This is a genomic window from Corynebacterium kroppenstedtii DSM 44385, from assembly GCF_000023145.1.
Taxonomy (GTDB): Bacteria; Actinomycetota; Actinomycetes; order Mycobacteriales; family Mycobacteriaceae; genus Corynebacterium; species Corynebacterium kroppenstedtii.
The window spans coordinates 1360375-1377469 of the sequence record NC_012704.1 but is presented as its reverse complement, the minus strand read 5'-3'; the positions used below and the strand labels follow the sequence as shown (position 1 = coordinate 1377469).

Annotated in this window: 13 protein-coding genes; 9 read left to right on the top strand and 4 right to left on the bottom strand. The window is 57.7% G+C overall.

All coding sequences use genetic code 11. The features are described 5' to 3' along the window. Window positions 1–39 precede the first annotated feature (39 nt). The 3 genes from CKROP_RS05720 (at window position 40) to CKROP_RS05710 (ending at window position 4671) form a co-directional block, all read left to right on the top strand. The gene (locus CKROP_RS05720) at window positions 40–1917 is read left to right on the top strand and encodes a penicillin-binding transpeptidase domain-containing protein (RefSeq protein WP_012731792.1); all 1878 of its coding nucleotides are present in this window, start codon (window positions 40–42) and stop codon (window positions 1915–1917) included. Window positions 1918–2031: 114 nt separating this feature from the next. Beyond that, the gene (map, locus tag CKROP_RS05715) at window positions 2032–2973 is read left to right on the top strand and encodes a type I methionyl aminopeptidase (RefSeq protein ID WP_012731791.1); all 942 of its coding nucleotides are present in this window, start codon (window positions 2032–2034) and stop codon (window positions 2971–2973) included. Window positions 2974–3006: 33 nt separating this feature from the next. Further along, the gene (locus tag CKROP_RS05710; RefSeq protein WP_012731790.1) at window positions 3007–4671 is read left to right on the top strand and encodes a cobyric acid synthase; all 1665 of its coding nucleotides are present in this window, start codon (window positions 3007–3009) and stop codon (window positions 4669–4671) included. Here CKROP_RS05710 and CKROP_RS05705 read toward each other — a convergent pair. Further along, on the bottom strand, window positions 4668–6071 hold the full coding sequence (locus CKROP_RS05705; protein ID WP_012731789.1) for an MFS transporter: 1404 nt from the start codon (window positions 6069–6071) through the stop codon (window positions 4668–4670). The two genes, CKROP_RS05710 and CKROP_RS05705, sit on opposite strands and share 4 nt — an antisense overlap. Before the next feature lie 122 nt (window positions 6072–6193). Next, a complete protein-coding gene (gene mtr, locus CKROP_RS05700) occupies window positions 6194–7735 on the bottom strand; it encodes a mycothione reductase (protein WP_012731788.1) in 1542 nt (513 codons plus the stop codon). Window positions 7736–8146: 411 nt separating this feature from the next. Here mtr and mqo point away from each other — a divergent pair, with 411 nt between their 5' ends. The 6 genes from mqo to cobA all read left to right on the top strand — a co-directional run bounded on the left by mqo (window position 8147) and on the right by cobA (window position 14919). Beyond that, window positions 8147–9643 carry a malate dehydrogenase (quinone) gene (gene mqo / locus CKROP_RS05695; protein ID WP_012731787.1) on the top strand — a complete coding sequence of 499 codons (1497 nt, stop codon included), beginning with the start codon at window positions 8147–8149 and terminating at the stop codon, window positions 9641–9643. A gap of 138 nt (window positions 9644–9781) precedes the next feature. Beyond that, the gene (locus tag CKROP_RS05690) at window positions 9782–10957 is read left to right on the top strand and encodes a magnesium chelatase ATPase subunit I (RefSeq protein WP_012731786.1); all 1176 of its coding nucleotides are present in this window, start codon (window positions 9782–9784) and stop codon (window positions 10955–10957) included. Next, entirely contained in the window at window positions 10890–11738 is an 849-nt protein-coding gene (locus CKROP_RS05685; RefSeq protein ID WP_081429414.1) for a vWA domain-containing protein, read from the top strand. Before CKROP_RS05690 ends, CKROP_RS05685 begins: the two co-directional genes overlap by 68 nt. A 132-nt stretch (window positions 11739–11870) precedes the next feature. After that, window positions 11871–12491 carry a cob(I)yrinic acid a,c-diamide adenosyltransferase gene (gene cobO / locus CKROP_RS05680; RefSeq protein WP_012731784.1) on the top strand — a complete coding sequence of 207 codons (621 nt, stop codon included), beginning with the start codon at window positions 11871–11873 and terminating at the stop codon, window positions 12489–12491. Further along, window positions 12485–14008 carry a cobyrinic acid a,c-diamide synthase CobB gene (locus tag CKROP_RS05675; RefSeq protein WP_012731783.1) on the top strand — a complete coding sequence of 508 codons (1524 nt, stop codon included), beginning with the start codon at window positions 12485–12487 and terminating at the stop codon, window positions 14006–14008. The genes cobO and CKROP_RS05675 overlap by 7 nt, the downstream gene beginning before the upstream one ends. A 116-nt stretch (window positions 14009–14124) precedes the next feature. Continuing rightward, on the top strand, window positions 14125–14919 hold the full coding sequence (gene cobA, locus CKROP_RS05670) for a uroporphyrinogen-III C-methyltransferase (protein ID WP_012731782.1): 795 nt from the start codon (window positions 14125–14127) through the stop codon (window positions 14917–14919). A gap of 38 nt (window positions 14920–14957) precedes the next feature. Here the strand turns inward: cobA and yaaA are convergent, their stop codons facing one another. Together yaaA and CKROP_RS05660 are read right to left on the bottom strand one after the other, a co-directional pair. Further along, window positions 14958–15833 carry a peroxide stress protein YaaA gene (gene yaaA, locus CKROP_RS05665; protein ID WP_012731781.1) on the bottom strand — a complete coding sequence of 292 codons (876 nt, stop codon included), beginning with the start codon at window positions 15831–15833 and terminating at the stop codon, window positions 14958–14960. Window positions 15834–15889: 56 nt separating this feature from the next. Beyond that, window positions 15890–16969 carry an inositol-3-phosphate synthase gene (locus CKROP_RS05660; protein WP_012731780.1) on the bottom strand — a complete coding sequence of 360 codons (1080 nt, stop codon included), beginning with the start codon at window positions 16967–16969 and terminating at the stop codon, window positions 15890–15892. Window positions 16970–17095: the final 126 nt, after the last annotated feature.

Below are 17095 nucleotides of genomic sequence, written 5' to 3'. Positions count from 1 at the left end.
GGAGCCTAGAGAACGCTGAACGCTGCTAGGTTTCGTACCATGCAGCGCGTGAGGCTTCGTCGGTACGGTCATGGCGGAAAGAAGATCCTGGCAGTGGCTTCGGTCACCGTTTTGGCGACGTTGAGCGCGTGTACACCAAAACCAGCTGGAGCGCGGGAAGCGGCAACTGACTTCGCCAAGCAGCTCAGCGCGATGGCCTCGTCGCAAGATGAAAACGGCGATGCCAATAACGATCAGCCGATCGACCACGCCGATAAAGCGGCCGATGCAACGGACAATAAGTCGGCAGCAGAGGCAAGCATTACGGACTCCTGGAAGGGACTGCAGGCGCAGGACCTTAAAGTCAGCCTGAAAGATTTCTCCTCGTCCGGTGATGTGTCCGTCGCCACGTATCACTATGACTGGACCTTGCCGAAGGACCGTTCACTCTCATACGACGCCAAAGCCACGTTTGCTAAGACGAACCAGGCGTGGAAAGTGCGGTGGAAGCCAGCGGTTATTCACCCCGATCTGGGCTCCGACCAGCATTTAGAGCTTCGGGCGCTCCAGGCGGATCGTGCACCCGTTATTGGGTCGGATGACCAGGTCCTGCTCGAACCGGGAACCCAATTCCGCGTGCTTCTTAATAAGCATGACTCGGCGACTATTAATCATGTCGCATCCATCCTCAATGACGGCCACGGGGCGGACGCGGGAGTTCCGACGATTGACGCCTCCGCTGTCCACCAATCCGTGAAAAACGTCAATGGCGATTACTCCGTCGCGATGGTGCCTTCACGTGCGCACGACGTCGTTAATGCACTCAAAGGCGTGGATGGAGTCACTCTCAACGTGGAGCCTGCCCTGGTCCGCCCCGACCCGAACTTCGCCCCTGACATTCTGAGCAGGGTGTCGTCGATAGTGAATGACGAACTCGATGGGAAAAATGGCTGGCAAGTGGCCTCTGTGAACCCCAATGGGGCTGTCATTAAGAGCCTGGAAGAGCAGCAACCAACGCCTGCCCAGTCGGTCAAGATCAGTTTGAGCAAGAAGGTGCAGGACGCTGCGCAAAAAGCGGTGGATACCCGTGCGGATACCGAAGCGATGATGGTCGTGATTCGCCCGTCGACGGGTGAGGTCCTCGCGGTTGCTCAGACGGCTAATGCCGATAAAAAGGGCGATCTGGCTCTGACGGGGTTGTTCCCACCCGGATCAACGTTCAAGATGGTGACGGCAACGGCGGGAATGCAACACGGGTTGGTCACGCCCGATTCCACCGTGCCGTGCCCGGGCACCATGGAAATTGGAAGCCGCGTTGTGCACAATTACAACGATTTCAGCTTGGGCAATGTTTCTTTGACCAAGGCGTTTGCGCAATCGTGCAACACCACATTTGCGGACGTGTCCAGCAAGCTGAAGCCGGGGGAGCTGAAATCTACTGCCCAACAGTTCGGCATCGGGCAGGACTACAAGATTGACGGGTTGGACACGCTGACAGGTCAAGTGCCACAGGCCGATGAGCTCGTGGATCGTGTGGAAGGTGGCTTTGGCCAGGGTAAAGACTTGGCTAGCCCGTTCGGTATGGCTCTTGTTGCTGCCACAGCTGCAGCGGGGAAAACTCCGACTCCTACCTTGATTGAATCCCACAAAACGACGGTCAAGAATACCAATGTGCCGACGATTGATCCCCCCACCATCGACAAGCTGCGCGGGATGATGCGAGCTGTTGTGACCTCGGGTACTGCTCGTGCTATCGCAGGTGAGGGCGATGTTTTCGGTAAGACCGGTGAAGCGGAAGTCTCCGATGGGTCACACGCGTGGTTCGCCGGTTATCGGGGAGACCTTGCCTTCGCTACTCTGATCCCCATGGGTGGCGGGTCGGAACACTCGGTTGCCATCACCCAATCCTTTTTCCAGAACTTGGGTGGCGACGAATAATACGCTGGCTGGCTCGCACTTAAGCTGCCGACGACGAGCGCACGCGGTCGGCCCCACTGAGCGTAAGTGGTCGCCCGCATCGGCGTCGTTAATGGACCGCGCTACCATGTGGTCATGATTAACGGTTCAGCAAAGAAATCTCACACATCGGAGTCACAGCGTCACGGCGGTGACCGTGCGCCACTCAAGCCCGGACATGCCACTCCTATCCGCCATGTCCCGGCCCATATCCCGCGTCCTGAATACGTTAACAGTGGTAAAGAGCCTCAAGAGGGGATCGGGGAACCCCTCGTTCAGACTCCCGAAAACATTGAGCGGATGCGCGAAGTGAGCGTCATCGCGGCAAATGCCTTACAGAAGGCGGGGGAAGCAGTTCAACCGGGAGTGACGACGGATGAGCTGGATCGGATCGTTCACGATTACTTCATTGAGCACGATGCTTACCCGTCCTGCCTGCATTACCGCGGCTACCCGAAAGCTAGTTGCATCAGCCTCAATGAGATCGTGTGCCACGGGATTCCGGACACCACCGTCGTGCAGGACGGTGACATTGTGAATATTGATGTCACGGCGTTCAAAAATGGGGTTCATGGTGACACCAACGCAACGTTCCTGGCTGGAAACGTCTCTGAAGAGCACAAAAAGCTGGTCAAAGTCACAGAAGAAAGCATGTACCGGGCCATCAAAGCGTGTAAACCGGGCCGGCCTGTGAACATGATTGGCCGTGTGATTGAGTCCTATGCCCGCCGTTTCGGGTATGGCGTAGTGCGTGATTTCACTGGTCACGGTATTGGAACCACATTCCACAATGGGCTTGTCATTTTGCATTACGACGCTTCATGGCCGGATGACATCATGGAACCGGGCATGACCTTCACCATCGAACCCATGATTACGCAAACGGAGAACCTCGATTACCGCGTGTGGGATGACGATTGGACCGTCCAGCTGACGCAACCAGGAAACTGGACTGCGCAGTTTGAGCACACCCTCGTCGTGACCGAGGACGGCGTTGAGATTTTGACGCAGCCAGACTTCTCCATCGACGAAGCGTGAGAATCGAACGTGCGTGGTTCGAGTTAAATACCCATGAATGCTGACTATGAAAAGGCCGGGTACGACAAGGCTGAGTCTTCCTTAGCCCCGGCACTGTTGGTGACCGGATGTACATCAGACGCTGGCAAGTCGGTCGTCGTTGCTGGCATGTGCCGGTCATTGGCACGTCGGGGTTACCGTGTCGCGCCTTTCAAGGCGCAGAACATGTCGAATAATTCGGCCGTCGTGCTGGCGACGGATTGTTCAACAGGTGCGGGCAACTCGGGGAGTGGGGAAGCGGCCTCGCATCTGGCTTCCACTCACGGGGATGGTCAACGTCTCGTCGCTGGGGAAATCGGACGAGCCCAGGCATTGCAAGCTTTCGCGGCAGGCGCGACTCCCAGCGTCGATATGAACCCGGTCCTGCTGAAACCGGAGGCAGACCGTCGAAGCCAACTAGTCCTCCGCGGAGTCGCAGCCGGCACCGTCGGCGCGCGGGATTACATTGAACACCGCACGCACTTGCGTGAGGTCAGCGCTCAAGCGTTGGAGTCGCTCCGCCGCGAATACGATGTGCTCATCTGTGAAGGGGCGGGTTCACCAGCAGAAATTAACCTCCGCCACACCGACATCGCGAACATGGGGCTCGCAGAAGCTGCGGATCTTCCCGCCGTCCTCGTCGGCGATATCGATCGCGGCGGTGTGCTCGCGCACTTTTTTGGAACCTATTTCATTCTCGACCCCAGTGACCGCGACCGATTTCAAGGTTTCATTGTCAACAAATTCCGCGGTGACGTCGGCATCCTCCAGCCTGGATTGGACGAGGTCACACGCCGAACCGGTGTTCCGACGCTCGGCGTCATCCCATTCATCGACGGTCTCTGGATAGATGCTGAAGACTCACTATCGGGTGCCAGTGGGCGAGTGGGCCCCGGCCTTCCGCCTATCGGGACCGACACCATACGGGTAGCCGCGGTCCGCCTACCGCGGGTCTCTAACAGCACCGATATCGAAGCTCTGTCCTGCGAGCCTGGCGTTGATGTGGAATGGACCACCTCTCCCGCGGCTATCGCATCGGCGGATCTAGTGGTCATTCCGGGGTCGAAGTCCACGATCCACGACTTAGAGTGGTTGACGAAAACAGCTGGCCCTCAGCTTCAGGAACGCTACCGCGCCGGCCGGCCGATTTTAGGAATATGCGGCGGATTCCAGATGCTCTGCCACTCCATTACGGATCCCGTCGAGTCCGGCCACTCTGAACCCGTCGCCGGTCTGGATTTCTTGGACATCGATATCGAGTTTTTCCCCGAAAAAACACTGGCCAATCACGGTACAGCCTTTGAGATCCACCACGGTCGAGTTGTCCGTCAAAACTGCCCAGGGTGGATCGGGCCACTTCCAGGTGACGAGAGTTCTGGCGATCACGTGGGCCCAGATGAACATGCAAATTCAGGCAACGACGTCAGCAGTGCAGCAGGCTACGAGGGTGCACATGACGAAGCCGTGTGGGGCACACACCGGCACGGGCAGTTAGAGGTCGACTCTTTCCGACGCCAATTCCTCCGTGATGTTGCACGGACCTGTGGCTTATCCGGGTTCATCCCCGGTGACGTGAGTTTCTACGATGCTCGCGCTGAACAGGTCGATCGGTTAGCCGACGCTGTGGACGCAGCCCTGGGCGACGACTGGCCCGAACGATTGGGAATCGTAACAGACTAGCCGGCGTTACTGACGCTATTTCGTGCTGCATCGTCAATATGTCCACATCTACGTGCGATGAGTGCGATGAATATAGGTGAAAGAACGGCGACCATGTACACCACGCCGAAGGATCCGCCTGTCGACAGAGGCACGAGAGTGTGAAGAAGAGTCGCGGCCGCGACCGACATCGTCATCCCTGTCATGCCTGCTACCTGCAGCGCAGATCCCATAAAACCGGCCTTATCAGCTGGGGACAAGCTCATCGCTGCCGTGTTAATTCGGGGGTAGCTGTATCCCACACCAAATCCGGTCAATGTCCAAAACGCTGTTATCCACGCCCAATGCGCTCCGGATGCACTGCTTATACCGACACCAGCGGCGCCGATCCCCAAGATCGCAGCAGAGATCCACAACGTCACCGGGAGTGACCGCGGTTTGGCGCTCGACTGCACTTGCGATCCGATAAACCAGGTAATCCCCGTTCCCGTCAACGCGAGCCCGGTCAGCGTCGGTGGCAATCCATCGCGCCGGGCAAGAAGCAGAGGGATAAGTGCCTCGAGACCGAAGAAAGCGTCGAAAAGGAACCTTAAAAGAACCATCGACGGCACATCACCCGCGGCGCGGAACGTTCCGACGGGCACGAGCGGGCGAATCGCGACGGCGGTGACGCCTGTAGCGAGGAGGAAGACCACAACACCCCACGCCGCGAAATCACCGGAAATCGAGAGCGGATAGGACGCTATCGCGATAACGAGCGCCGCGATGAGCATCTTCGTTGCGTTCCGATGATCGGTCTCACGCGTTAATGGCGTCGTCGTGCGGGGGAGGAGAGGGAACACAATGATCGACGCTGCAGCTGAGATGCCGAAAAGCCAATGCCAGCTGAGACTCTCTGTAATAATCCCCGCAACCCCAGGTCCAATGAGTGTGGGTATCACCCAGGCACCCGCTAAGGCTGCGAACATTTTCGTCTGCAGCTGAGAGGGGTAAATGACGGCGATAATCGCATAGATCGCCACCACAATGGCGCCCCCGCCGAGCCCCTGGAGCACGCGCGCGACGAGGAAAATCGGCATCGTCGGGGTGACAACAGCAAGTACCAGGCCTGCCACAAATAAGAGGCCGGACCCTCGCAATGTTCTCATTGCGCCCCGGGAGTCCGCGAGCATTCCGCCAGCAACCATGGCGAAAATTGACGCTGCCGTTGCCGCAGTGAACGTTAACGTATATGCGGTTCCCCCGGGTGCTCCCAGACTTGCGGTAATCGTGGGCATGACGGACATGACTGCCGTCTGGTCAAACGCAGCAATGGTAATGAGCGTTATCAACCCGATCGTGAGAGCACGATATTGCGATGAGAGTAGGCCTTCCTGGGCGTCGGACGTCGACCCCTTGAGAGCAAACCTATTTCCAGCCATAGATTGAGCAGTTACCTCATACACTTCTTTTTTCGCTAATTGACCACCTGTTTATATACGACGATGGGCGGGTAGGACCACTCGCCCCGCTGTGGGACTACAGCGGGGCTATGCGTGTGGGACTACAACTCCAGCCCGAGGAGAGCATTTTCATTGACCTCCGACAGTGCCGGGTGGATCCAGTATTGGCCCTCGGCCACCTCAGGGACGGTCAGTTTCTGCTCCATCATGGTGATGAATTGGTGGATCAACGTCGTGGCTTGCGGCCCAATGATGTGGGCACCCAGCAACCGTTTGCTCGTCGTATCAGCAATGAGTTTCACGAACCCGGTGGTATCTTCCATCGCCCAGCCATAGGCCACATCGCCATAGTTCTGCGTTTTCACGGCCACGGTCGTGTCATTCTCGTCCGCCCAGTTCCGCGCTTCGTCCTCCGTCATACCAACGGTTGCGATCTGCGGGTGGGTAAACACTCCTGCAGGAACATATGTGTGGTGGAAGGCTTGTTTGCCAGCATCGGGGCCGCTCGTGGCTATCTCGCCCATGCCGGCTCGTGCTTCGTCAGGGCTCTCCAAGAGCCCCATATCGAGCAAAACATTGTGCTTGACGACCTTCGCCTCGTGATTGGCCACGTGCTTCAGTTGGTACGGCGACGACACATCGCCCAGCGCCCACACACCGGGAGCAGTCGTTTCGCCGTACTTATTGACGACGATTCGCCCGCCACCATCAAGGTCCATCCCGGCCTCAGTGACGTTGAGGAGATCGCCGTTGGGGGTTCGTCCCATAGCGACGAGAAGCGTCTCGGCGCTGACGGTGGTTCCGTCGTCAAGAGTAAGGGTGACTCCCTCGGTGTTTTCTGTCTTTCTTTCCGCCTTGGTGACGGTTCGGCCCAGGTATGTTGTCCACCGCTCGGACGCGATCTCAGTGAAACGCTCTGAAAGGTCCGTTTCGAACCGCTTGAGCAGATGAGGCGACCGGTTGATAACGGTCACGTCCACCCCGAGCGCACTGAAGACGTGGGCAAATTCCGCGGCGATAACCCCACCACCAAGAATGATCATCGATGAGGGGAGATCAGGAATCCGGAGGATATCTTCATTCGTGTGATAGGGCACATCTGAATCCGTAATCACGGACGGAATGAACGGCCGCGAACCTGCCGCCACGATAATGCGATCCGCTGTGATCGTCACGGGCTGATCACCCTGCCCGGTCGCCAGAGTCCGTGGTCCGATAAAACGAGCGAACTGGTCGTAGACATCCACCGTCGGGTTTTCATCACCGCGGCGGTATTCTTCGCCACCGCGGGCAATGGGGTCGATACGACGCTCAAAAATACGACGCACGATGGCGGGCCAATCGACCCCGTCAACGTGGGCATGCACGCCGTACCGTTCGGATTCCCGCGCAGCCTCCGCAATATCGGCCGCATACACATACATCTTGGTGGGAATACAGCCGACATTCAGGCACGTCCCCCCAAACGTTCCCTTTTCGACGATAGCGATCCGCTTATCACCGAACTCAGGCCCCGGAATCATATTGCCGGACCCCGTCCCGATAATCATGAGGTCATAGTGCCGCGTCGGTGCTTCGGGACCATTGTGGACGGGTTGAGGAATGACAGGATTATTGCGCTCAGCCGTCGAGGTTGCAGCCATTGAACGTCCTTTCTATATCGATGACATGCGAATGATGCCGTCGCTTTATCATGCGCACGCGAGTCTACATTTCGACTAACACCGCAGAGGCGAGTCCTGTTCCCACGTGGCCTCATTAACGGTAGCTGTGGGCTTCCCCCGTTTAAGGGTGCTGATGACATGTAAATGGTCATTATGTTGGACTTTCCACGACGGTTATACCGTGCCCGTCCTCCGCGCCGGGTACTCTCAAACGGTGGGATGGTTCCGCGTTGGGATCGACCCACGATTCATGGTTCTTGGCCGTGACGGGTCACCATAGCAATTGGCCGCGGGCCGTTTTGCGCAATATGACAGACCAGAACGAATAACAACTCGCTTCTCTTACCGGCGTCGCGTTGGTTCGCGGCGCTTCGAAGGATGATGAAAATCGTGTCAGAATCCACTGATCGCGTAGGAAAAGGAACCGATACCGACGTCGTGCTCATCGGTGCCGGAATTATCAGCTCTACGCTAAGTACTTTGCTCAAAGAGCTTCAACCGGATTGGGATCAGGTGATCCTGGAGCGTCTTGATATTCCGGCGGGGGAGTCGTCGTCACCATGGAATAATGCGGGCACTGGCCACTCGGCACTGTGTGAGCTGAACTACACGCAGGAAGTCAATGGCGACATTGACATTACAAAAGCGGTGAGTGTGAACGAGAAGTTCCAGATCTCTCGTCAATTCTGGAGCTACCTCATTGAGGAAAATAAGCTCGGCAATCCGCGTGAGTTCATTAACAAGTGCCCCCACATGTCGTTCGGGCACAGCGGTGAGCAGGTCCGTTTCCTCCGTAAGCGTTTTGATGTTCTCAGCAAGCACCCCTTGTTCCCGGGGATGCATTTCACGGATGACAACGAAAAGTTCGCTGAGAAACTGCCCCTGATGGCGCGCGGCCGTGACTACACGGAACCAGTGGCGATTTCGTGGACCAACGAGGGCACGGATATTAACTTCGGTGCCTTGACTCGCCAATATATTGACTACGTCACCCAGAATGGCGTCGAAATTCGGTACGGCAATGAGGTTCAAAACATCTCTCGAGAGGGCAGTCACTGGAAGGTGACCTCGAAGAACCTCCACACCGGGGACACGTCGGTCATTACCGCAAACTTCGTCTTCGTCGGTGCGGGCGGAATGGCCCTGCCTCTCCTGGAGAAAGCCGGTATCCCGGAAATTAAGGGCTACGGTGGCTTCCCTGTGTCCGGTGCCTGGTTGCGCTGCACCAACGAGGACTTGATCAAGCAGCACGCTGCGAAGGTGTATGGCAAGGCATCCGTGGGTGCTCCGCCGATGTCGGTACCGCACTTGGATACTCGCATTATCGACGGCAAACGTGGCCTTTTGTTCGGCCCCTACGCTGGTTGGACACCGAAGTTCCTTAAGAAGGGCAGCTTCTTGGACCTGCCGAAGTCCCTGCGTCCAGGGAATATCGCGTCGTTGGTCGGCGTCGGCCTTCAGGAATTCGGCCTCACCCGTTACCTCGTGGAAGAGGTGTTGAAGAACCAGACCGCTCGTGTGGAGTCGCTCCGTGAATACATGCCGTCGGCACGTGCCGAGGACTGGGAGCTGGTTACCGCTGGTCAGCGTGTTCAGGTCATCAAGCCGATTGGTGCGCCGAAGTTTGGTTCCTTGGAGTTCGGAACCGCGGTGATCTCGAGCAACGACGGTTCCATCGCCGGTTTGATGGGTGCGTCGCCGGGTGCTTCGATCGCTCCGTCCGCAATGATCGAACTGCTGGAGCGGTGCTTCGGCAGCAAGATGATCGAGTGGGCGCCGAAGATCAAGGAAATGGTGCCGTCGTACGGCAAGTTGATGTCGCGTCACACCGATCTGTTCCATGAGCAGTGGGATCGTTCGCAGAAGGCGTTGCAGCTGGAATCCTAAACGGCTATTGAGCACGGCCTGGAATCGATGAATGTTCGGTTCCGGGCCGTTTTCTCGTGCCTTTCACTTGTCGCATCCTGGTGTTTATTATCAGTGGCGGTAAACCGTTCACGGTAGGAAGCCTCTAGAGTAGGAAGTATGTTGCCTTCGTCACACAGCGTTTCGCTTTTCCCTTTCAGTGCCGTGGTTGGGCAGGACCAGCTGAAATTAGCGCTGATCTTGACCGCTATTTCTCCTCGCATCGGCGGCGTCGTTGTTCGAGGCGAAAAGGGCACGGCGAAGACGACGACAGTCCGCGCTTTCTCCCGGATGCTTCCGGACCCGAAGGCGAAGGTCGTTAACCTCCCGTTGGGTGCAACGGAAGACCGTGTGGTGGGCTCTATTGATGTCGAGCGCGTTTTGACCACCGGCCACGCTGAATACCAGCCCGGCTTGCTCAGTGAAGCCAACGGGGGAGTGCTGTACGTCGATGAAATCAACCTGCTAGCGGACCACTTAGTCGACATCATTCTCGACGCTGCAGCAACCGGCCACATCAGTATCGAACGCGACGCGGTCTCTCACACTGAGGACACCGACTTTGTCCTCGTCGGCACGATGAACCCGGAAGAAGGGGAGTTGCGCCCCCAGCTTTTGGACCGGTTTGGTTTGGCGGTCGACGTTTCCGCGCCGCGTGACACGAAGTCGCGGACGGAAGTAATGCGCCGCCGCTTGGCCTTCGATGAGAACCCCGAGGAATTCCTCGAGCACTGGGCCGATGCCGAGCGAGACATCGCAACGCGCATTGTTGCGGCTAAAGAACGTGTGGCAGAAGTAGAACTCACCGACGTCGTCTTAGGACGAATCGCATCCATCTGTGCATCCTTTGATGTCGATGGCATGCGCGCAGACCTCGTGATTGCCCGTGCCGCCGCCGCCCATGCTGCCTGGGAGGGCCGGACAACGATCAAAGACTCGGACATTAAAGTCGCGGCCGAGTTGGCGCTCCCTCACCGACGTCGGGACCCCTTCGATTCCCCTGATATCAGCGACGACGAGCTGGACGACGCGCTGGACCGCGCACGTGACGAGGTCCCCGACGAACCGGATGACGACTCCGCGCCGGACAACACTGAGGACAGTGATGGTGACGTCGATACTAACGATGCCGACGACACCACCAGCGACGATGGCCACTCGGATGAGACCCCTGACCCCAGCGCTGAGCAGCCCACATCGCAGCAGAACCAGTCCGATGCGGCCAACGATGACAACCGCGGTCCGGCACCGCAGGAAGGAGGCCGCGCCGTCCAGGGCGCGCCCTTTCGCCGCTAGGCTTGTTCAGCTTCAGAAATTAGGCCAGGTCGAATCCACCGCGCTGGGGCGACGATCGCATGCCATATCAGCGCACGGCTCAACGATTCGAGCCGTACGAGACGGCCACGGTTTTAACGTCGTAGGTACGGTCCTCGCCGCGGCAGACCGTGGAGCGCGGATCGACAATCACACGCACCGTGTTCCTCTGGAATCGAATGACGTGCGCGGAAGTATTCGTCGAGGATCGGAAGCAAATCTCGTCGTGTTCCTCGTTGATGCCTCGGGATCGATGGCAGCACGTGACCGTCTCTCAGCTGTGACAGGGGCGATTATGTCGATGCTCACCGACGCTTACCAGCGCCGCGACAAAGTCGCCGTGATCACTATTCATGGGTCGGAAGCAACAGTCGTCCTTCCGCCGACGCGGTCGATCACGATCGCTGCCCGTCGTTTAGCCGATGTCAAAACTGGTGGACGTACACCGTTGGCCGCTGGGCTCGATAAGGCTTATGAGCTCATTACTCGCGAGCATTATCGGGAGCCCGGCCGCAGAGCCATCCTCATGTGCCTATCGGATGGACGTGCCAATGGCAAAGGCGGTTTGGCCGCCGCCGAAGCAGCAGCTCGCCGTATCGCTCGTCGGGGGCTCGCAGGGAGTGTCGTCATCGATTGTGAACGCCAAGGCCGGGTGCGACTAGGTTTAGCATCGCGGTTAGCGGCTTACCTCCATGCCCCGTGTGTTCGGTTAGATGAGCTGTCGGCCGATAATCTAGGTGGAGTCATCAAGACGTTGAGCTAGTACGTTGCGTTAGAACGTCGAGCCAGAGCGTCGGGGCAAAGCAACCACTCTGCTTAGCCCTGAATACGCACAGCGATAATTGGATAGAAGCACGCGCGCAGGCAATGACAGTCACTGAGGAGAGAGACGACAATGCCCAAAGGAAAAGTTGATCCCGCGAACATTCCCAACGACGGATTAACAACACGACAGCGACGGATGCTCCCCGTCACCGCGGTCAACACGGGCGATGGCAAAGGAAAATCCACAGCTGCTTTCGGAATGGCCCTGCGCGCGTGGAACCAGGGGATGAGCATCGGCGTCTTCCAGTTCGTCAAGTCCGCGAAATGGCGGGTCGGCGAGGAAGCTGTCTTCCGGAAACTGGGGGAGCTACACGACGAGACCGGCGTCGGCGGACCCGTCGAATGGCACAAAATGGGCGAAGGGTGGTCATGGTCCCGGACCAAGGGAACCGAAGACGACCACGCGCGCAACGCCCTCGATGGGTGGCACGAGGTTGCCCGACGGCTCCACGAGGAAACCCACGATTTTTATGTCCTGGACGAATTCACCTACCCCATGTCATGGGGATGGGTCCCTGTTGAGAAAGTAGCCGAGACGCTCCGGAACCGCCCCGGCACCCAGCACGTCGTCATTACGGGCCGGCGTGCACCACAAGAGATCATTGACGTTGCCGACCTTGTAACCAAGATGGAGAAAATCAAGCACCCCATGGATCAAGGACGAAAAGGCCAGAAAGGTATCGAGTGGTAGACACCCAAGGTACGGGCGCGCCGGGACTTGTTATTGCCGGTTCCGCCTCGGGGACGGGAAAGACGACGCTTGCCACAGGTCTTATGGCGGCGCTGAGCCGACGACACATTGTTGCGCCGTTTAAAATCGGTCCCGACTACATTGACCCTGGTTATCACGGTGTAGCCACGGGCCGGCCAGGACGTAACCTCGATTCAGTCATGTGCGGAACCGACCGCATAGCCCCGTTGTATCGTCACGGCTCCTTGGTTGCGGACATTGCCGTGGTGGAAGGCGTGATGGGCCTTTTCGACGGTCGAATTCCGGCCTTGTCCTCGCACGTCGGTAACGAGAAAAGTGTTGCCGCCCAGAGTGGCGCAGCTGTCAGCGGTTCAGTAGCCAGTGGCTCCACGGCTGAAGTCGCCCGGCTAATTGGCCTCCCCGTCGTCCTCGTCATTGATGTCCGCGGAATGAGCCAGTCGGTCGGAGCCGTCGTAAAAGGTTTTTCGACCCTGGACCCGGACGTGACCATCGCTGGCGTGATCTTGAACCGAGTGGGCTCCACCAGACACACGGCTGTCGCAACAAAAGCAGTCGAAGAGCAGGGCGTTCCGGTCATTGGTGCAGTTCCGCGTGCCGTCGATGTCGAGGTGCCGAGCCGGCATTTGGGGCTCATCACGACATCCGAGTGGAGTGCCGAAGCACAGGAAGCCGTCAGTCATATGGCGGACATGGTGGAAGACTCCGTTGACCTGGACGCTGTGCGCGACCTAGCCACACCGCCCGTGCCGGGCCCGGTGTGGAATCCTGCTGAGGAGATCAAGCGGTGCCACACCGGTGCCGGTCCTCGTCGATCAGAGCGCCCATTGATTGCCATGGTCGGTGGGCCCGCATTTAGCTTCTCGTATGCAGAGCATCGGGAACTGCTCGACGCAGCGGGTGCTGATGTCATCGATGTGGATCCGCTGGGGGATGAAGACACCGCGTGCGATGCTATCCGGCGCTCCGACGGAATTATCATCCCGGGAGGGTTCCCGGAAGAGCACGTGAAGGAGCTGTCCTCGAGGCGACGCTTGGCTGGACTCATCCGCGAATCAGCGGATTGCCATCGCCCTATTCACGCCGAGTGCGCTGGGCTCTTGTGGCTCCTTGAGAGCCTGGAGGGCTATCCCATGTGTGGGGTATTCCCGGCGTCCGCGCACATGAACAAGCGGGTAACTCTCGGCTACCGCGAGGCGACCGCAACACAGTCCTCAGCGTTATGGCATCAGGGTGACCAGCTCATTGGACACGAATTCCATCACACATCCCTCGTTATTGACGACGCTGCTACGGGCGGTTCGAGTGATCCGTCAGAACGTCAGTCTGCGTGGACATGGACGGGATGGGACGGCCGTGACGTCCACGAGGGTTGGGTGCGCAACAACATTCATGCGTCGTATTTGCATACCCATCCTGCCGCCATGCCCAGCGCTATCGTCAATTTTGTCGACGCATGCCGCGAGTTTCACGATCAGCCGTCGCACCATTACGCGTGAGCTGCCGCGGTACGCGTGAGCCGTCACCTCGTCGTTAGTGGCGCGATAACCTGCGTACACAGCCAACCCATCCACCAGCGTCCGCCCCCAACGAGACCGAGACTAAGCTGAAGGCTATGACCGATTTGCCACCAGTGACCCTCCGACCGCTGCCGTCGGAGACTATCAGCGATATCCGAGGACAGCTTCGTGGAACAGTTGCCTTAGTCGGTGGTGGCCCAGGCGATCCAGGCTTGATCTCGTACCGCGGATATCAATATGTGGGGGCCGCGGACGTCATTTTGATCGACCACTTAGCGCCGGATTTGTCGTCAATTATTCCCGCTGATTGCGATGTTATTGATGTGGCAAAGCTGCCATACCGCAAGTCGGTAGCCCAGGAAAAAATCAACTCGATGCTCGTTGAACATGCGGAAGCCGGTCAATTTGTCGTTCGGCTGAAGGGCGGGGACCCATTCATTTTCGGCCGTGGGCTCGAAGAGCAAGAGTACTGCGAAGACCAGCATGTGTCGGTCACCGTTGTCCCGGGGATAACAAGCCCCATTGCTGTGCCCGAAACCGCCGGTGTGTCTGTGACTCAACGCGGCGTGACTCATGATTTCACCGTGGTGTCGGGCCACGTGCCGCCCGGGCACCCCAAGTCACTCGTGAACTGGGATGCATTAGGCCACATGAGGGGCACAATTTGCATCATCATGGGCGTGAAAAATGGTGGCGCCATCGCACAAGCGCTGATGGATGCAGGTCGTGACCCTGAGACCCCAGCTTTTGTCACTCAAGAAGGAACGACGTCCAACGAAAAATCGATTGCGACGACGTTGGCCTCGTTAGGGCAGGTGCTGGAAAACGTCGATCCGCCGGCGGTGATTGTTATCGGTGACGTCGCGGTACCGCGTCCCCACGCAGAATAAGCCCTTCACGCGAACTCGGCTCTCACGCCGCGTGAGCTCTACTGCGGAATGAGCATGGTGACGAGGTCGCCTTTCGTCCCTTTCACCGCTCCCGCCTGGATTTCCGTTGCGAACCCCAACTCCTTGTCGATCACGCTGGATAAAAGCTCGGCAGCGTCTTCCTGATTACATTCAGAAGCTTCCGCCAAGTGTCTAGCGACCAGGCCCTTATAAAACTTGTTGAAGTGAGAGACCACTTTCCGTTTTCCAGACGAGTCGATCGTCTCGACGCGTATTTCTGTCGCGCCGGGCACAGGCCCCAGATTCCGGTAGGTCCCGGAGCGAAAATCGAATATCGCGTTGGATTGCGCGTCCGTGCTGTCGCACCATTCGACTAGAGCATGAGTTAAGGCCGGTTTCCACCGCGCCCGCATCGTCGAGTCGTTCAAGGTTACGGTGCCGGATAGCCGGTGATGAGGGATGACGTCGTCGGCAGAAATAACCCCGAATAATGCTGAACCTATGGCTAGACGACGCGTAGCTGAGGAGGGCAAAGGTCCCACAGCAGGGCAAATGTGACCGGCTTTCGTGATGGGCTCGCCTCGGCCCGACGGAGCGAGTGCGTCGTACAGGACACCCGTGTAGATCGTTAAAGCGGGAGCAGCTGGACTGGTTAAAAGCTGAGCGTTTGATGCGCGCTCGGAATCAAGGCGCTCAGACAACCCCAATATTTCCCGAGCGTGCGCCCGCCCTTCGTCAGTCTCGACGCTACACAAGGCGATGAGCTCCTGAGCGATCTCCTGGCGCGTCGGATTGAGAGAGGGAAAGCGCAACGTGTCCCAATCCAAAGTTGGGCCATCACCGTGGGAGGATCCACGATCCGCAGTATCGGCTGGGTGAGATTGTGACTCCGATGGCGGAAGGATTATCAGCATGGGGAAAGCCTATCGGGCGATCATCCCGGTACCACGCTGAGGGGCGGAGGCAGGAATTATTCGCCACTGATAAATTCTTCGAGCTGCTGCCGAGCAACCTCATCGCGCAGCTGTTTCGGTGGCGACTTCATGAGGTACGACGCGGCCGAATACACAGGACCGGATACCCCTCGATCTTTCGCAATTTTTGCCGCGCGAAGAGCGTCGATAATTATTCCGGCCGAGTTAGGGGAGTCCCAAACTTCTAATTTGTATTCCAGATTGAGTGGGACATCGCCGAAAGTTGTTCCCTCCAACCGCACATAGGCCCATTTTCGGTCGTCAAGCCAACTAACATAATCGGACGGCCCAATATGGACATTGCCTTCACCCATATCGTGCTCAAGATTCGACGTCACCGCCCGCGTTTTAGAAATCTTTTTTGATTCGAGCCGGCGGCGTTCCAGCATATTTTTGAAGTCCATATTTCCGCCGACGTTTAATTGCATCGTGCGGTCAAGCCGAACTCCACGATCTTCAAAGAGTTTCGCCATCACGCGGTGGCTAATTGTTGCCCCGACTTGTGATTTAATATCGTCACCAACAATCGGCACGCCGGCGTCTTCGAATTTCTTGGCCCACTCTGGGTCGGACGCAATGAACACGGGGAGTGCATTAACAAACGCAACGCCAGCGTCAATCGCACACTGCGCATAATGCTTGTCGGCCTGCTCGGATCCCACGGGCAGATATGACACGAGGACGTCCGCCTGGGTATCGCGGAGCACCTGAGTGACATCAACAGGTTCTTCGGCCGACTCATCAATTGTCTCTTTGTAGTACTGACCTAAACCGTCATACGTAGGACCACGCTGAACAGTGAATCCACTCGAGGGAACGTCGCAAATCTTGATCGTGCAGTTTTCTGACGCATTAATGGCGTTGGAAAGATCAGTGCCAACTTTCTTTGCATCGACGTCAAATGCGGCGACAAATTCAATATCGCCGACGTGATAGTCGCCGAATTTCACGTGCATGAGTCCGGGGACTGTTTCTTCCGGATCGGCGTCTTTGTAATACTCCACCCCTTGAACGAGTGATGAGGCGCAGTTTCCGACTCCAGCAATCGCCACGCGAATGGGCTTTCGTTCAGACATAGAGTCTCCTTCCGTTATTTACTGATGTTCGGCACGGGTGTGCAGGCACAGCGGACACTTTAATGTCGAAAATGCGTGTATTTTCTCAGCTCAGCTGGTTTGTTAATCGTTGTAGTTGATCGATTA

Excerpts from the sequence above, each read along its gene's own strand:
- CKROP_RS05660 (WP_012731780.1), bottom strand. The coding sequence starts at position 16,969 with ATGTCTGAACGAAAGCCCATTCGCGTGGCGATTGCTGGAGTCGGAAAC.
- CKROP_RS05690 (WP_012731786.1), top strand. The coding sequence starts at position 9,782 with ATGTTGCCTTCGTCACACAGCGTTTCGCTTTTCCCTTTCAGTGCCGTG.
- CKROP_RS05705 (WP_012731789.1), bottom strand. The coding sequence starts at position 6,071 with ATGGCTGGAAATAGGTTTGCTCTCAAGGGGTCGACGTCCGACGCCCAG.
- CKROP_RS05710 (WP_012731790.1), top strand. The coding sequence starts at position 3,007 with ATGAATGCTGACTATGAAAAGGCCGGGTACGACAAGGCTGAGTCTTCC.
- map (WP_012731791.1), top strand. The coding sequence starts at position 2,032 with ATGATTAACGGTTCAGCAAAGAAATCTCACACATCGGAGTCACAGCGT.
- mtr (WP_012731788.1), bottom strand. The coding sequence starts at position 7,735 with ATGGCTGCAACCTCGACGGCTGAGCGCAATAATCCTGTCATTCCTCAA.
- CKROP_RS05685 (WP_081429414.1), top strand. The coding sequence starts at position 10,890 with ATGACAACCGCGGTCCGGCACCGCAGGAAGGAGGCCGCGCCGTCCAGG.
- CKROP_RS05720 (WP_012731792.1), top strand. The coding sequence starts at position 40 with ATGCAGCGCGTGAGGCTTCGTCGGTACGGTCATGGCGGAAAGAAGATC.
- yaaA (WP_012731781.1), bottom strand. The coding sequence starts at position 15,833 with ATGCTGATAATCCTTCCGCCATCGGAGTCACAATCTCACCCAGCCGAT.
- cobA (WP_012731782.1), top strand. The coding sequence starts at position 14,125 with ATGACCGATTTGCCACCAGTGACCCTCCGACCGCTGCCGTCGGAGACT.
- cobO (WP_012731784.1), top strand. The coding sequence starts at position 11,871 with ATGCCCAAAGGAAAAGTTGATCCCGCGAACATTCCCAACGACGGATTA.